Source organism: Streptomyces varsoviensis, assembly GCF_000718635.1.
In the GTDB taxonomy this organism is placed as follows: Bacteria; Actinomycetota; Actinomycetes; order Streptomycetales; family Streptomycetaceae; genus Streptomyces; species Streptomyces varsoviensis.
In genome coordinates this window covers 154,710-170,356 of the sequence record NZ_JOBF01000006.1, presented here as the reverse complement: position 1 = coordinate 170,356, position 15,647 = coordinate 154,710, and the positions used below count along the sequence as shown (strand labels likewise).

Sequence of the window (15,647 nt, the reverse complement as noted above, 5' to 3'; positions counted from 1 at the left end):
ACCCTAACGGCCGGGCGGTGTCGATGGAGCATGTTGAGCGAGGGCGTGCTCCAGGGTCGGCAGGAAGCTGCGCACGTGGGCGTTGCGCTGTCGGCGGCGCAGGTCTGCGGCGAGCTGGTGGAGCAGGGCCGCGCTGCGTGGCGAGCGCACGACGTCGAGGCGGTCGGTGACGATCTGGCCGACCTCGCAGGCGGCCTCCAGATCACCATGGGCGCTGTAGCCCAGGGCCAGCCAGGCCCCCTCGAACATGGCCCTGCGCTGGCTGGGGTCACCGCGCGGGACGTCGTACGCCCCGGACCGGAGCATCTCCGCACCCTGGGCGAGGAAGCGTCGGCACCGCGTACCACCGTCCGTCTTCAGCTGGGCGCGGCCCATCTGGACAAGGCCGTAGCCGGCCTGGCAGTCGAGGTGGTTGTCGGTGAGGAAGTACATCCAGCGGGGTTCCTCCTGGGCGCCGCCCCGGCTGGTGATCAGTTCGCGTGCGGCCCCACGGGTGTGGGCGAAGTCGTTGTCACGGTCGGCGGTGGCGTACGCGTACGCGAGCCGGGACAGGACGGATGCCCGTACGGCCGGCGGTGCGGCGTCGCTGGCGCGGCGGGCGGCTTCGCCGAGTGCGATGGCGTCGGCCGGGTGGCCCCGGCTCGCGGCCTGGAACGAGAGGTCGCCGAGGATGTGGGCGCACAGGGGCAGGTCGTTGACCTGATGCGCCGCGCGTAGCGCCGTGGCGAAGTAGCGCTGCGCCAGACCGTGATCGGCAGCGTCGAACGCCATCCAGCCGGCCAGCTGGCCGATCTCCGCGAGCGCGCGAATGAGACGGCTCGCGACGGCGGGAGCGTGACCGCCTTCGCGGATCAGGAGGCCGACCGCACGGAACTGGGCACCTACGTAAGGGAGGTGCCGTGCCCCACCGTGCTCGTCATCGAGCGCGGAGAGCATAGGCAGGTGCTGTTCGACTTGGTCCACGAGCGGATCGGCACCCACGGACGGTGTGATCCGATGCGTGTACTGGCCGCGCCCCGCGGTGCCGACGAGGTACTGGGCGACGATCGCGAGGAGCCCCGCACCTGAGATCGCGAGGAACCGGCGTCGGTCGACGAGCCCTCCCATCACCCAATCCTCCACGGTCGCCTCCATGCCCTGCACGGTCCAGGGCCGTGCGAGATCCGTGTCGGCCGGAACGAGCGCCGAAGAGTCGCCCACGCGGCCCTGCCAGAGTTCGACCACCGACATAGGTCTACCCAGCTCCTGGGAGAGCACGTAGGCCGTCATCATCGGTATTGGCGAGCGCGGCAACGAGCCAGCGTCCCGCCAGTGGTAAGGCGCCGACTCAGCAACCGTCCCAGCTCCGAACACCCTGTTGAGCTTGCGAGCGAGAGCCTTCGGGCTCCACCCGAGTTCGTCGAGGCACCCCGCCAGTACGGCGTTGGGCTCCCCTGCCTGCAGTGCCACGTGCGACCACCTCTTGCCCCAGTGGTTCGTCCATCACTTCTCGCGCTCCCTCATGGTGCCGCCCTCGGGCCGCTGGTTCACCTGCCTCTTAACGAAGTTGACCGAGTTGACCCGTTGATCGGGTCCTGCACGACCCCGCTCCTCCGGTGTTCTTGGACCCCGGCGGAAGGCGCCGTCCTCGGTGCCGACGGAAAGAGGTGGGCCTTGAGATACCGCACGAGCGCCGCGCGAAGCCGTCTCGGCGGTGTGCTGGACCACGACACCGAGCGTCCGGCGTGCGGCCCGGCGTCCGGACATACCGACGGCGCCGGCGGGACCACGCTGATCACGGATCTGCCGTACGGGCCGAAGGCGGCCGAAGTCGCCAGGGAGGCTGTGGCCGTTGCGCTCCACGGAGCCGAGGAGACCCTCCTCGATGACGCACGTCTCATCACGTCGGAGCTCGCGACGAACGCTTTCGCCTCGGGCAGCCCGCCCCTGGTCCTGTGCGTCGATCGCGCAAACCCGACCACCGGCAGTCTGGAGGTCGAGATCACCGTCACCGACGGCGGCTGCTCTCAACGGGCGTCGTCTTCCCCTCAGGCTCCGGGCGAGGAGGCCGAATCGGGACGAGGTCTGGTCATCGTCGAGGCCCTGGCCGACGCCTGGTCGCTGACGACCGGCACCTGCGGCACCCGCGCCTGGTGTCGGCTCACCCGTGAGGTTCGGACCTCGACTGCCAGCGCCTGATGCCCTCGCCCGTGACACCCCTCTTCGAAGGAGGCACCACCCAGTGCGCATGCACCATGCAACTTCACCACCCCCGCCCACGGTCGTGTCGGAGGCTGTCCGGCGGCCCCGCGTCATCGTCGCCCTCCACGAGGGCTTCTACGGCGCAGCGTCGGGCACTGGATTCAGTAACCGTTCCTTCCTTACGGCGCTCGCCCGCATCCTGCCGCCAGGCCGCCTCTCCGTCATCACCCCGCACGTGCCGGAGACAGCGGGAGCGCACGACCGGCGGTGGGCCGCCGAGGTCCAGCAGATGCTTCGGCAGGCGGAGGCCGACGTCATCACGTCCCCGGAGGTCCAGGCGGCGCCGGAGTCGATCCAAGGTTCCATTCAGTTGTGCGACTTGGCGGGCGAGGCGGCCGTACGCATCGCTGAGCGAGCGAGCCGGTGCCTCCTCATCGGCCTCGACATCCCGTTCCTTGGGCTGGCGCCCTACACGTCGCCGACCATGGACCTGCTTCTCGTTCCCCGTTCCATGACGGCGCTGACCCGGCCCAAGGACCTGTCCCGTGTTCGTTGGGAGCGGGAGGCCCTCCGGGCGGCAACGGTCCGTGGCGGGCGCATCGGCGCCATCTCCTCGCACATGCGGGGCCATCTCCTCGTCAACTACGCCGTCCCTCGGGGAAGCATCGTGAGCATCCCGAACGGGCTGATACGGGAGGAGATGGCCAGGCCGACCATCGTGCTGCCTCTGCCCTTCAAGGCCCGCGCCGGATTCCTTCTCGCCATGGGCCGTGCCGTGCCGACGAAGGGCTTCGATGACCTTCTGGAGGCGCTGCTCCTCCTCAAGCAGCGTGGGGTTCGCGCTCCGCACTTGGTCCTGGCGGCCGTGACCTCGGGCGAACACGAGCGCCCCACCTCATACCAGGAGGACCTGGCGGCGCACATCCACGCACACGGCCTGGACGCGACCCTGATCACGCGCTTCACCCCGGCGATCCGCGCATGGCTGTACAACCCGGCCCTGCGCGCAGTCATCGTTCCCTCACGCGAGGAGCCCTTCGGGCGCATCCCCCTGGAGGCGTTCGCGGCCGGAGCCGGCCCAGTGGTGGCGACCACGGCCGGCGGACTCGCCCAGACGGTCGTCGAAGGCGAGACCGGCTTCACCGCCGCACCACGGGACGCCAAGTCTCTGGCCTCCGCGCTCCACCGCGCCCTGACCGTCCTGCCCAGGGAACGTGACCGGCTCCGTAGCGCCGGGGCGGCCTTGGTGCGCTCGCGTCACGACTACGAAGCCAGCATCGCTTCCGTCATCGGGCGCATCGCCCCTTGGGCCCTGGAACCCGCGTCAAGCGCGGAAGGACGATCACGATGAACCGGCCGGTTGTGTTGGTCAGCCTGGAGTCCCCGCACCGCTTCTGGCGGCTGTCCGCCGAGCACGAGCGGGCGCTGTCAGCCGCCTTCCCCGGAGTCGAGTTCCGTACGGCGACTGAGGAGTCCGTGCCGCACCAGCTGGCCGAAGCGCACGTCTATTTCGGCTGGACGTTCAAGCCGTCGTGGCTGTTCGGCGCCCCTCACCTGAGGTGGATCGCCTCCCCGGCAGCCGGCACCGACCATCTGCCCGTCGCCGAGGCCCACTCCGTCGGAGTCGCTCTGACCCGCTCGTACGGGTTCCACGGCAGGCCCATGGCGGAGCACGCCATGGGGATGGTCCTGGGATTCTCACGTGGCCTGTTCATGAGTCAGCGGGTCCAGCGGAACCGGTCCTGGTGGAAGAACGACCTGGCTGAGGAGTTCTTCGACCTGGCGGGGGCGACGATGACCATCGTCGGCTGTGGCAGCATCGGCGAGCACCTCGCTCGCGCGGCCCGCTCCTTCGGAATGGACGTCGTCGGCGTACGGCGCACGCCGCCGGTGGCCGTCGAGGGCGGGATCACGTGGATGCACGCGTCGGCAGTGCACCAAGCGGTCGCCGTCGCCGACGTGGTGGTCGATCTGCTGCCCGCCACGCGGGCCACTGACCGCTTCTTCGACCACGACCTCTTCACGGCGTTCAAGCCGAAGTCCCTCTTCCTCAATCTCGGCCGTGCGATGACCGTCGACCAGTCGGCTCTGCTGGCCGCTCTCAACGCTGACCACCTTCGCGGCGCAGCCTTGGACGTCTTCGCCCCGAAACCGCTGCCGGTCCGCCATCCACTGCGGCTCCACCCGCGGGTCGTCCTCACGCCGAAGAGCTCCACGCTCAGCCGCACGTACATGGACGAGGCGGTCGCGTTCTTCGCCGACAACCTGCGCCGCTACCTCACCGACCAGCCGCTCAACGGCCTGGCCGAGGTGCCCGCTGCTCGCTCTCCCCTCGTAGGAGGCTGACCAATGCCGACCACACGCCACCGCGACCTGGTTGCCGCTTTCACGGAGACCAGCCGCAACCACCCCTACCTGGCCTTCACCCTGAACTCGCTCTGCAACCTGGACTGCGTGTTCTGCAAGCCGCGCTGCATGCCGGACTACGGGCACAAGGACCGACCCCTGACCGCCTCCGACTACGCGGCCATCGCCGCCGAGGCCGGCGCCTGGCAGATCAAGAAAGCGCACTGCTCCGGCGGCGAGCCGACCCTCCGAGCGGACATCGTCGACGTGATCGCGGGCCTGGCGGACGGCCTCGGGTCCGACGCCGCGATCGGCATGACCAGCCACGGCAACCTGCGCCGCGGCCTGAGCGTCGAGAAACTCCACCGCGCCGGTCTGACGTACCTCAATCTCAGCCTCCACAGCCTCGACCCCGACCGGTCCGCCGAGATCATGGGCGGCGGCGACCCGCGCGTCACCCGGCGCACCCTCGACACCGCGCTCGCCCTCGGCCTGCGCGTGAAGATCAACTGCGTTCTGCAGCGCACCTACCTGGATGACGCCTTCGCCGTCGCCGAGCTCGCCCGCGACCTGCCCATCGCCGTCCGGCTGATCGAACTCCAGAACATTGGCCCCGCCCAAGCGCTCTTCGACACCGAGTTCATCAGTGAGGCGGAGGTTCGAGACCGTCTCCACGAGTGGTTCGTGAACGCCGGCGAGGTGCGCAGGGACGAGCTCGGGGTCCGCAGCCCCGGGCAGTATCTTCGCCCGGAAGGCTGGGCGGGCTCGATCGGCTTCATCTCGAACTCCAGCTGCGCCACCTGCTCCGACGCCAACCGCATCAAGATCACGCCCACGGGCGTGGCCCGCCCCTGCATCCTCCACAACCGCGACATCCCTCTGAAGCCCCATCTCGCCGACGGCACCCTCGGCAACGCCTTCGCCCACCTCTTCCAGGCCATGCTCGACCGCAACGCCAACGACGCCTGGCAGGGCTTCCACTACGTCGACTACGACCTGCGCTGGGACCGGATGGAGCGTCCCGAAGGCACCCCGGTCCTGCCGCTTCTCCCTCTCTTGACCACGGAAACGGCCCGGCTCTCCTGCGCCTGCGCATCCACCGAGGAGCGGTGATGGTCATGGTTGAGGCGCCTCTGTACCCAGGGCTCGGGGCGCTGTACGAGCGCGAGCTGGATGCTCACGGCGTCGGCGCGGCGATGCTCACCCACAAGTGGCAGCCGGCCGACCTGCTGGCGCCCCACTCCGACATCGACGTACGGATTCTCATCCCAGAGGCACCGACGGACTGGGAGGAGTGGAACCACCGCCTGGCCGCCGCTCACACGGCCGCGGTCGGCAGGGACATCTCTCACAAGCGTCTCTTGGAGCACCCGCCCGGCTTCGCGTTCACCATGGTCGAGGCCGACGGACGATTTGTCTCCGCGCCCGAGCTGGCGACCTGGTCGCTGATCAGCGGGAGCGTCCGTGACTTCCAACGCTGGAAGTCGCGGGCCCAGATGGCGCCGTGGCGCGAGGTCGACGAGCGGTTCTACCGGGGAATCCTCCAAGCCCGGCTGGGCGGCCGGTACCAGCTGGCGGCGGACAGCATCGACAACGTGGTGGAGAACGTTGCCGCGTACCGGCGCCACTGCGTGGCCTGGCACTACCTCGCCCCGTGCTGGTTCGCCGCAGCCGCTCTCGCGACACGGACCCGCTGCCCCGGCAAGACGGCCGCCCTCACGCAGTGGCGGCCGGACGGGCTGGACGGGTACGCCGAACTGTTTCTCGGGCATGCCGACGACCGGTCCGACGCTCGCCCTCGGGGCCCGCGCCACCTGCTTCGCACGGCCCATGTCGCTCTGGAGGCGGCGATGCGCCGCGTTCCCGACGCGCCCAGCACTGTCGGTGAGTGCGGCTTTCACGCCGACACCGACTGGGTGATGACAGCCGGGATGCTCCGCGTACGCGTCGCCCGCTGGCTGTACTACCTCGACCCGCCGCCGGGTGTCGCGACCGAGTATCTGATCCGGCGCGAAGCGAAGGAACTCCGATCCGCCGCAGGGACCTTGAACGCGCTCGCGGCCGACGAGACCACTCCCGCCCAGCGGCTGGCCGCCCGAATGGCGAGGCTGATCCCCACCGGCCCGACCACCGCCGGCACCCTGCGCGCGACCCTCGCGCTCTGGCACCAGCAGAGGCCCACCGTGCAGGACTTCCTCAGCCACACCCCCGGTGACGTCCACCCCTAGCACAAGGAGTCCCGCCATGCCCGCGCGTGCACCCCTGCCCCGTACCCTGAAGACGGCCAAGGTCAAGATCACGACCAAATGCAACCGGTCCTGCGACTTCTGCATCTTCGCCGACGGCGCCCAGGGCGAGAACATGTCCATGGAGCTGTTCTCCACCATCCTGGCCAGGCTGGGCACCATTCCGTTCCGGCAACTGCACATCAACGGCGGCGAGCCAACCGTGCACCGGGACTTCCCCGCCCTCAGCGACGCGGCCCGCACCCGCCTGCCCGACAAGGTCATGGTCCTGGGCACGAACGCCATCACTCTGGCCCGTAACAAGCGGATTATGGACGCCACCCTCCGCTCCTACGACCAGGTCCTCCTCGGTTGCGACGACGAGCACCAGAACTACGACGAGGTCCACGCTGTGGTGCCCCGCCTCCGCGAGGCCGGCAAGACCGTGGTCATCAACAGCGTCTTGGAAGGCATCAGTGCCGCCCGCCTCACGCATCTCGCGAGGCTCTGCGACACATACGGCGCCATCCACGTCACCAACCACGTGCACCACGTCGACGTCGGCCAGCCGGCGAACGAGCTGCGTGGCCTCTGCGACCGCTATCTCGACCAGCACCTGATGATCGAGATGGACGGGTCCTGTTACCGCTGCTTCAACGCCATGGCGAAGGACGACAGCGAGTTCAGCATCTGGGACGAGGACTTCGCGGCGAAGGTCTTCGCGCCCCGAGGCCACCACTTCCGATTCTGCCTGCGCTGCCACGAGTACACCGACTCCGGCGCAGCCCTCCTCCCCGCCCCGGCCCTCACCGTCTGACCCCAGACCGGAGGTACACGACCATGCCCGCAGTGCTCGGACTGAACTTCCACCACGACACCAGCGCCGCCTTAGTCGTCGACGGCCGCCTCTACGCGGCCGAAGAGGAACGCTGGAGCGGCGTCAAGCACAACCACCCCACCCGCAAGGGCACTCTCACCACCCCAACCCGCGCGCTCCAGTGGTGCCTGGAGGCCGCCGACCTCGAACCGCAGGACATCGACGTCGTCTGGGCCGCCTCCATGCGCCCCAACCCCGCCGCCGGCTGGTGGCTGGCCGAGGAGCGCGACGAACTCGCCGCCCTCCTGCCCGCCCCGCTCGGCGAACACCTCCGCCTCCTCTCCCACCACACGGCCCACGTGCTCTCCGGCTACCTGCTCTCCGGCCACGAGTACGCAGCGGGCCTCGTCATCGACGCCGGCGGCTCCTCCCTCGGGTCCGACTTCGGTCCGGGCCGGGAGCGCATCACCGGGTACGGCCTGCGACCCGATCGCATCGACCGCCTCCACCAGGGCATGCCGACCGTTGTCCGAAGCCCGGCCGGGCCCCGGCGCATCCACTCATCCCTCGGGCACTTCTACCGGAACCTCGCCCGACGAGTGATCCCTCCCGGCGACGAGCCCGAGGGCAGCATGATGGCGCTCGCGGCCTTCGGCGACCCTCAGCGCTACGCAGCTCAGCTCCGGGATCTCGTACGGCTCGGAGACGACGGCGAGGTGCGCATCGAGTACCCCTGGGGCTCGGCGGACAGCGGCACCCCGCTGCTGCTCGGTGGCCGCGCCTGGACCGCTGCCAATGTCGCGGAGCAGCCAGAACACCAACGGGCCGACCTGGCCGCCGCCGTTCAAGAGGTCTTCGCCGAATCGGTCGTCCACGTCGCCCGACACCTGCAACGTCTCACCGGATCCTCGACGTTGGTGTTCTCGGGCGGGTGCGCCCTGAACTCCCACCTCAACGGTCAGCTGGCCGCCGACAGCGGCTTCGACACCCTCTTCGTGGCACCGGCCCCGCACGACGCGGGCACTGCCGTGGGCGCCGCGCTCTACGGCTGGCACTACCAGCTCGGGCAGGAGCGCCTCCCAGTGCCGACAGACGCGGCCTGGGGCCCGCACCCGGGTGCCGTGCCAACGCCGGCGGTGCCGACTGGGTACCGCGCCCTGACCGGCCTCGGACGGGGACTGGAGCCAACCGTGGCCGCGCTGCTCGCGGAGCAACACATCGTCGGCTGGGTGCGGGGACCGCTCGAATTTGGGCCGCGTGCCCTCGGTCATCGCTCGATCCTCGCTCACCCCGGCCACACCGCCACGCGTGATCGACTCAACGCGATCAAGAAGCGAGCGACGTACCGTCCCTTCGCCCCGGCTGTCCTGGCCGAACACGCCACGGAGTGGTTCATGTCAGAGGGCGACCCTTTCATGAACCGGGTCGCTCACGTCCGACGGTGCCAGGCCACCCGCATCCCCGCCGTCACCCACCATGACGGCACCGCTCGCGTCCAGGCCGTCGACCCCCACCATCAGGGCCTGCGCGAACTCCTGGAGCAGTTCCACGAGCGCACCGGACTACCGCTGCTGCTGAATACCTCGTTCAACCGAAAGGGCACCCCGATCCTGCGGACCGCCGAGCAGGCCGTGGCAGCGGCGGCTGACCTCGGCCTCGACGCCCTGGCTGTCGGGGACACTCTCCTGCTCGCCGACCACGTGTCCGACCCCCGTGCCACGGCTCTCCTCACGAGGTGAGGCGGATGAACCCCACCGACCTGGACCACGTCCTCACCGTGCTCGGCACCGCCCTGTGGAGCACAGACGAGCAGTCCTTCGCCGAAGTCGCCGGCACCCTGGCCCTCTCCGTCTACGACGGCCACACCCGCGACCAGGGCACCCCGTACCTGGAGCACCCGTTGGCCGTCGTCACGCTCTTGCGCGCCGAAATCAGGGTCAGCCACCCCGAGACCCTCGTCCTCGCCCTTCTCCACGACGCCCTGGAAGTGGCTCCCGAAGCTGAGGCGCTGCTCGTCCAGCACCTTGGAGCCCGGTTCACCGCCCGCCTGCGCGCCATGACCGCCGACCACCGCCTCGAACAGCGTCCCAAGGCCGTCGGCGACGAAACCAACTGGCGCTTCAAGCAGGCCGCGCTCCCATCCGAGGACCTCCTCGTCCGGTTCGCCGACCGCCTTCACAACCTGCGCGACCTTGCCCTCTCGCCCAACCTTGACCGGCGCCGGCGGTTCCTCCGGAGCCTGGAGGACTTCTACCTCCCGATTGCCGACGCCGCCCGCGGCCTCAGCCTCCACCTGGCGGCCATGCACGCGCTGCTCCACGCCGAGTACGACCGACACCAACAGGAGGTACGTCCGTGAAGCGGATCGTCTACTCGATGGAGCCGGTCGGCCGGACCGGCGGCCGGGTCTACCTGCGGATGCTCCACGAGGCGACGGCCGACGACGTGGAGTGGCGCACGGTCCCGGACCACAAGCGCACCTACCGCGTCCGCCGCTGGCGCAAGCTCCGCCACCTTGCCCGCCTGGCCCCTTCCATACGGGCGCTGCACGGCACCACCGGCACCTTCGTGTGGGACGACCTGAGCCTGCTGCTCTTCACCCCGGAGATGAGGGCCCGCACGGTGTTCCTCCTCCACCACTACGAGCCGCTGCAGCACGACTCCGCACCCGTCGAGACCATGCTCTGGGAGCACCTGTTCCGGATGCTGCCGCAATGCGCCGCCGTGGTCTGCGTCGCCCCGTACTGGGCGGACTTCCTCCGGGCCCGAGGCGTCCGCAACGTGCAGGTGATCTACAACGCCTTCGACATGACGGAGGTCGAGAGGGCACGCGGCTTCGACCGCGCCGAATGCCGCGCCGAGTTCGACCTGCCCCCGGACGCGATAGGCGTGTACGCGGGCAAGGCCGTGCACTGGAAGGGCATCGAGGAGGTCTCGGCGGCTCTGGCCGGCGGCCCCAGGCTGCGGGTGATCACCAGCGGCAGCAACACCATCGGCTTCGACGGTGCCCACTACGACGTGGAACGCGAGCGCTACCTGCGGCTTCTGTGCGCGTGCGACGTCGGTGTCTTCCTTCCCCGGATGCGGGAGGGCTGGAGTCGCTGCGCGGCCGAGGCCCTGCTGCTCGGCCTGCCCTGCCTGATCCGCCCGGTGGCCGGCCTGGGCGACCTCGCTACCCTGACCGGTCAGCCGGCCCCGGACCTCGACCGCCTGGCGACGCAGGTCCGGGAACGCGCAGCAACGCGTCAGGCCGAGGCCAAGGCCGCATACGAGGCCCTGGCCCGGTTCGATCTGAACTACTTCGGCAACGCCTGGGGCGACCTGCTGGCGCAGGTCGCCTGACCAACGACTATGCCTGCGTAGCGGCCAGCTTCTTGGCCGCGGCGTCCAGACGGGCAAGCACGCGGTCCCGGCCGAGCAGCTCCATGGACTCGAACAGAGGGAGTCCGATCGTCCGGCCGGTGACCGCTACCCGGATGGGCGCCTGGGCCTTGCCCAGTTTGAGGCCGTGCTTCTCGCCGACGGCGAGCAGGACGGCCTTCAGGTCGTCCGCCTTCCAGTCCGCGACAGTGGCCAGTTCGGCACGGGTGTCGGTCAGGATGTCGCCGGCGCCGGCCTTCATCGCCTTGTTCCACGACGCCTCGTCCTCGACCGGCTCGTCGAGGAACAGGAAGTCCACGTAGCTGGTGATCTCCGACAGAAGCGCCAGTCGGGTCTGGGCCAGCGGGGCCGCCGCCTCGAAGAGGTTCCTGTCGAACGCCTCCGGGGCCCACGGCGCGTACGGGGCGACGAGCCATGGCGCACAGGCGTTGGCGAACTGCTCCGGCGAGAGCGCGCGGATGTAGTCGCCGTTGAACGCCGTCAGCTTCTTCACGTCGAAGAAGGCAGGCGCCGTGTTGACGTCCTCGATCCGGAAGAGCTGCTCCAGCTCTTCGTGCGGCATGATCTCCCGGTCGTCACCGGGCCCCCAGCCCAAGAGCATGAGGTAGTTCACCATCGCCTCGGGGAGGAAGCCCTCGGCGAGGTAGTCCTCCAGCGCGACCTTGTCACGGCGCTTGGACAGCTTCTGCCGCTTCTCGTTCACGATCACCGGCAGGTGCGCCCACGCCGGCGGCTTGGCGCCGAGCGCCTCCCACAGCAACTGCTGCTTCGGCGTGTTCGACAGGTGCTCCTCACCGCGAATGACCTGCGTGATGCCCTCGTCCAGGTCGTCGACCACGTTGGCGATCAGGAAGACCGGGGACCCGTCACCCCGGGCAATGACGAAGTCCTCGATCGCGTTGTTCGGGAACGCTGGCTCCCCGCGGACCAGGTCGACCACGACGGTCTCGCCCTCGTCAGGCGTCCGGAACCGCAGCGCCCGTCCCTCCTCGAAAGCCAGTCCCCGGTCCCGGCAGAACCCGTCGTAACCCAGGTGATCCGAGCCCGTGCGCTCCTTCAGCTGCTCCCGACTGCAGTCGCAGTAGTACGCCCGACCGGCCGCGAAGAGCTGCAGACCCGCTTCCCGGTGCCGGTCTGCGTTGTGCGACTGGAAGTACGGCCCCTCGAAGGCTGCGTCCTCACTGTGGATGCCGATCGCCGCGAGCGCGCTGATGATCCCGTCGATCCACTCCGGCTTGTTCCGGGCCGCATCGGTGTCCTCGATCCGCAGAACGAACGTGCCACCGGACTGTCGTGCCACGGCCCAGTTGTAGAGAGCGGACCGTGCACCACCGACATGGAACATGCCGGTCGGGGACGGGGCGAAACGAACACGAACCGGGGCAGTAGACATGCCCTCCAGAGTACCGACGCCGGGCACCGCCTTCGGACAAACTGAGCCGACCTCACCTCTGGATCATCATGGTCTGTCCGCAGAGAAGGCGCCTCAGCGCGTCAGCCCCGTTGTCGTGGGAACCGCCGACCCTCCGAACGTCGGTAAAGCGGTCTCGTCGGTTTGTCATGCCTCGGCAGCGTCGAGTGCGGCCGCTTCCGCCGTCGTCTGCTTTGGAGCGTCAGCCAACTTCCATTCGAGACTGCTCAAGTCGAATCCGAATCGACTGTTCTCCTCTACGAACGCATTCTCTCGGAAGACGAGGACAGGTTTCGGTCCTGGTCCGGAACCTTGAGCTTCCTCCCAAATGATCTGCGCAGGCCGGTTGCGAAACTCCTTCAACTTCTTGTCGCGTCCCTCTCCCGCTTCCATTAGGGAGATGTCGATGCCATCCGAGATGAGCTTTTTCATCTCCGCATAACTGTAATTACGATTGCAGAGCAGCGGTGCGGCTCGCTTTCGTCCCGGATGGATTGAATCCCAAACCGAGCGAGCGTTCCTTCTCCCTCTGCCCGGCGAGTTGCCGCCGAATCCAGTCATCACGGTATTCCAGAGAACTGGACTATAAGCCCGCAGAAGAGCCCGTTCACCCAAAACGATCCAGAGGTCGTCTAGGTTTAGAAATCTTACGTCGAAATGGGTCGGGTCGAGATTGTCCGCCTGCTTGATGCTGTTGCGGTGGTCTCTTATTCGGCCGAACAGTTTTCGCTCCGTCATGTTCGGCGGGTCTCCGTAGCTGCTGTCGCTGGCCGACGCCTTCCCTACATAGATAGGGATATCGAGACCCTTCAGGTCCTTGTAAACCGAAAGGTCGCCTTTGTAGTAGAGCGCATATAGTCCTGCGCCCGGAAACGGCTTCACCTTGTCCAGAGGAACACGTGGACGCCCGTTCATCTCCTCTCGGAGATTACGGCCGAGCAAGTCAAGGCCCAACGGGTCAAACAACGAAGATGTCGCGTCATCAGGGCTGGTAGGCATGGGCGGGATCCTACCTACCGACACCGGTGCCGACCTTCAGCCCGATGTGCTAATCAGTCCCGGGCGCATGTGCCGAGAGTCGGCGAGTGTAGCTACCTCTCCATGATTTACGCCGATTATTCGGATTCATGTCGGTCTGGTGGCGAGGCTCGCACGACTGACATCACCCGCGCCGCAGCTACGTCGGGGGCCTCGTGCTCCCAGACGCGAACGACCCGCCAGCCAGCCTCTCGCAAGAGGCGATCTGTGTCCGCGTCCCGGGCCTGGTTGCCTTCGATCTTGTTTCGCCAGAACTCGACGTTCTTGTGTGACGCCCGAAGGTGCTCCGAGCAGCCGTGCCAGAAGCAACCGTCGACGAAAACCGCAACCTTGGGTTTGGTGAAGACCAGGTCAGCTGTGCGACGCAGTTCAGGGAGGGGGCGAGCCGCCACGCGGTAGCGAAGTCCCTGCTTGTGCAGCAAGGATCGAAGCCTCACCTCGGGTCGGGTATCTCTGCTGCGGTTTGCCCGCATGACGGCGCGAACCGACGGCGACGAAGCCCAGGATCCTTCTGTCGGCGGTTCCTCGGTGACAAGGCCCTTCTCCCAGGCCATCTTCCAACCCTCGGCAAGGTTCGCGGCACGCGTCTCACACCCGACCTGCCCCAGGTAGCGAGCCGGGGACTTGCCCCTGTCGGACCAACGCAGGTACGCGCGAATGCGTCGTGTGTCGGGAAGTACCTTCAGCTCCACGGACGCTCGGGCGAACCGTCCCTCGCCAAGATCCACCGAGCGCCTGTGGCGACCACCAGCGGCTCGGTCCTGTTCGGCCGCGATGGTGGCCCGGGTTCTACCGGGCCGCCCTTTCCACGCTCGGTCCGGCGGCGAGTCGTGCTTCCAGCCGCTCTGCGCCTTGCTGGTGGGCCCAGTCACTTCTGACGCCCCTCCGCCTCATCCAGGACGGTGGCGACCGCCTTGGCGAAAACCTCGCCAAGGGCAACCGGCACTGCGTTGCCCAACTGACGCATCTTCTCCCCTCGGGGCCCTTTGAGTTCCCACGTGTCAGGGAAGGTCATGACGCGAGCGGTTTCGCGGACCGTCATGTACCGGTGCTTGTACCGAACGCCGCCTTGAGCGGCCTTGTCGGTCACCAACTCGTCCAGGAGCATGACCGACTCCCCGCCGGGTACACCGTGCACTCCAGCCTTCACGGTCTTCGCTGGGCGGTCGAGCTCATTGGGGGTATGGCCGTCGTAGATTCGGGCACCGGGCCAGCCGATGTGTTCCGTGAACCCGCCGAGGAAGTGCTCGGTGCGGTCCAGCCACTCGTCCGGCACCTCCGGCAGCGGTTTGTTGTCGCCGATACCGGCGAGCGCGTCGCGCAGGGTGTGCCAAGGAAGCAGGCCATCGTCCATCGGCACGCCCTTAGGGAGCCGGGCCATGACCCATTCACGTACATGGTCAGGCACATTCGAGTGCCGCTTCCAGTAGTCCCCGTTTTCCACCATGGAACGGATGAGGGCGGTTTCGGAGTGCGTCGGCTGAACGAGCCTTTTGAACAGCTCGATGTCCACGTTAAGGTCGCGACGAAAGGCGACGATGATCACACGGTTGCGGATTTGCGGCACCCCGTAGTCGGCGGCGTTCACCGGCATCATGACAGTGTCGTACCGTTTCCTGGGATCGTCCGGCTCCTGCTCGCGCCGATCCAACAGGTACTGGTAGTGCTGCTCCCAATTAGTGTCCTTGGCTCGTTCCTCGAAGGGTAGTTCCAGCTCGCGCTGAATGTAGTCGAAGTAACGGCGAAATGAGGGCCTGAGCAGGCCGCGAACGTTTTCGCAGATTACGGCCTTCGGCTGGATCTGCCGGACGGCCTTGAACATCTGCGGGAACATGTTCCGCTTATCCTCGTCGCCCTTGGCGACGCCGCCGAGGCTGAACGGCTGGCAGGGAGGGCCGCCGGCGAGCACATCAACCTTGCCAGCCAGGTAGTCCATGTCGAGCTCTTGGACGTCGCCCGCGACCAGGGGCACCTTCTCGTCGGGCCCGGGGGCTCGGGTCGGCTTCTGGCCGGCGGGCAGTCGCTGAGCCCCGTTCGCCTCCAGGGTCTCGCATGCCCGCTTGGCGAACTCATTGAAGAGCAGGGGGCGGAAGCCAGCACGGTGGACGGCCATAGCCAGCCCACCAGCGCCGGCGAAGAGCTCGACGCCCGTGCGGTCCTTCTTTGATCCTTCTTGCAGTTCAGCCATTCCAAAAGCATACCGCGGAGTTGTGGATCTTCAAGCCGTTTCGATCGGAAGGTTCGTTCG

General features: G+C 68.0%; 14 protein-coding genes. 9 read left to right on the top strand and 5 right to left on the bottom strand.

What is annotated here, in order from left to right:
* Positions 1-3: 3 nt before the first annotated feature.
* Positions 4-1,449 carry an NsdA family TPR-like regulatory protein gene (locus IF55_RS12010; RefSeq protein WP_030880739.1) on the bottom strand — a complete coding sequence of 482 codons (1,446 nt, stop codon included), beginning with the start codon at positions 1,447-1,449 and terminating at the stop codon, positions 4-6.
* 204 nt (positions 1,450-1,653) lie between these two features.
* Here IF55_RS12010 and IF55_RS12005 point away from each other — a divergent pair, with 204 nt between their 5' ends.
* From IF55_RS12005 to IF55_RS11965, 9 genes are read left to right on the top strand one after another with little or no spacing between them, the layout of a single operon-like run.
* A complete protein-coding gene (locus IF55_RS12005; protein WP_106980380.1) occupies positions 1,654-2,178 on the top strand; it encodes an ATP-binding protein in 525 nt (174 codons plus the stop codon).
* 43 nt (positions 2,179-2,221) lie between these two features.
* Positions 2,222-3,532 (top strand): glycosyltransferase, encoded by a 1,311-nt coding sequence (locus IF55_RS12000; RefSeq protein ID WP_030880734.1) that lies wholly within the window; start codon positions 2,222-2,224, stop codon positions 3,530-3,532.
* Positions 3,529-4,527, top strand: a complete 999-nt coding sequence (locus tag IF55_RS11995) for a D-2-hydroxyacid dehydrogenase (RefSeq protein WP_030880731.1) — start codon at positions 3,529-3,531, stop codon at positions 4,525-4,527. The genes IF55_RS12000 and IF55_RS11995 overlap by 4 nt, the downstream gene beginning before the upstream one ends.
* Before the next feature lie 3 nt (positions 4,528-4,530).
* Positions 4,531-5,640, top strand: a complete 1,110-nt coding sequence (locus tag IF55_RS11990) for a radical SAM protein (protein WP_030880729.1) — start codon at positions 4,531-4,533, stop codon at positions 5,638-5,640.
* Complete coding sequence (locus IF55_RS11985; protein ID WP_030880726.1) at positions 5,640-6,755, top strand: hypothetical protein; 1,116 nt, start codon at positions 5,640-5,642, stop codon at positions 6,753-6,755. The genes IF55_RS11990 and IF55_RS11985 overlap by 1 nt, the downstream gene beginning before the upstream one ends.
* A 16-nt stretch (positions 6,756-6,771) precedes the next feature.
* Entirely contained in the window at positions 6,772-7,569 is a 798-nt protein-coding gene (locus IF55_RS11980; protein ID WP_030880722.1) for a radical SAM protein, read from the top strand.
* Positions 7,570-7,592: 23 nt separating this feature from the next.
* Positions 7,593-9,308 (top strand): carbamoyltransferase C-terminal domain-containing protein, encoded by a 1,716-nt coding sequence (locus IF55_RS11975; RefSeq protein WP_030880719.1) that lies wholly within the window; start codon positions 7,593-7,595, stop codon positions 9,306-9,308.
* 5 nt (positions 9,309-9,313) lie between these two features.
* On the top strand, positions 9,314-9,928 hold the full coding sequence (locus IF55_RS11970; protein WP_030880718.1) for an HD domain-containing protein: 615 nt from the start codon (positions 9,314-9,316) through the stop codon (positions 9,926-9,928).
* On the top strand, positions 9,925-10,911 hold the full coding sequence (locus IF55_RS11965; RefSeq protein ID WP_030880715.1) for a glycosyltransferase: 987 nt from the start codon (positions 9,925-9,927) through the stop codon (positions 10,909-10,911). The genes IF55_RS11970 and IF55_RS11965 overlap by 4 nt, the downstream gene beginning before the upstream one ends.
* Before the next feature lie 7 nt (positions 10,912-10,918).
* On the opposite strand, the gene gltX is transcribed toward IF55_RS11965, so the two are convergent.
* From gltX to IF55_RS11955, 4 genes are all read right to left on the bottom strand, one after another.
* Positions 10,919-12,295, bottom strand: coding sequence for a glutamate--tRNA ligase (gltX, locus tag IF55_RS11960; RefSeq protein ID WP_030880711.1), 1,377 nt, complete (start codon positions 12,293-12,295; stop codon positions 10,919-10,921).
* A gap of 213 nt (positions 12,296-12,508) precedes the next feature.
* Positions 12,509-13,360 (bottom strand): Eco29kI family restriction endonuclease, encoded by an 852-nt coding sequence (locus IF55_RS37080; RefSeq protein ID WP_078644201.1) that lies wholly within the window; start codon positions 13,358-13,360, stop codon positions 12,509-12,511.
* Positions 13,361-13,476: 116 nt separating this feature from the next.
* Positions 13,477-13,872 (bottom strand): very short patch repair endonuclease, encoded by a 396-nt coding sequence (locus IF55_RS37075; protein WP_078644199.1) that lies wholly within the window; start codon positions 13,870-13,872, stop codon positions 13,477-13,479.
* 395 nt (positions 13,873-14,267) lie between these two features.
* Positions 14,268-15,587, bottom strand: coding sequence for a DNA cytosine methyltransferase (locus IF55_RS11955; RefSeq protein ID WP_030880709.1), 1,320 nt, complete (start codon positions 15,585-15,587; stop codon positions 14,268-14,270).
* Positions 15,588-15,647: the final 60 nt, after the last annotated feature.

Bases quoted from the DNA above. Each gene is read 5' to 3' on its own strand.
- IF55_RS11995 (WP_030880731.1), top strand. From the start codon at position 3,529: ATGAACCGGCCGGTTGTGTTGGTCAGCCTGGAGTCCCCGCACCGCTTC.
- IF55_RS11990 (WP_030880729.1), top strand. From the start codon at position 4,531: ATGCCGACCACACGCCACCGCGACCTGGTTGCCGCTTTCACGGAGACC.
- IF55_RS11985 (WP_030880726.1), top strand. From the start codon at position 5,640: ATGGTCATGGTTGAGGCGCCTCTGTACCCAGGGCTCGGGGCGCTGTAC.
- IF55_RS11980 (WP_030880722.1), top strand. From the start codon at position 6,772: ATGCCCGCGCGTGCACCCCTGCCCCGTACCCTGAAGACGGCCAAGGTC.
- IF55_RS11975 (WP_030880719.1), top strand. From the start codon at position 7,593: ATGCCCGCAGTGCTCGGACTGAACTTCCACCACGACACCAGCGCCGCC.
- IF55_RS11970 (WP_030880718.1), top strand. From the start codon at position 9,314: ATGAACCCCACCGACCTGGACCACGTCCTCACCGTGCTCGGCACCGCC.
- gltX (WP_030880711.1), bottom strand. From the start codon at position 12,295: ATGTTCCATGTCGGTGGTGCACGGTCCGCTCTCTACAACTGGGCCGTG.
- IF55_RS37080 (WP_078644201.1), bottom strand. From the start codon at position 13,360: ATGCCTACCAGCCCTGATGACGCGACATCTTCGTTGTTTGACCCGTTG.
- IF55_RS37075 (WP_078644199.1), bottom strand. From the start codon at position 13,872: ATGCGGGCAAACCGCAGCAGAGATACCCGACCCGAGGTGAGGCTTCGA.
- IF55_RS11955 (WP_030880709.1), bottom strand. From the start codon at position 15,587: ATGGCTGAACTGCAAGAAGGATCAAAGAAGGACCGCACGGGCGTCGAG.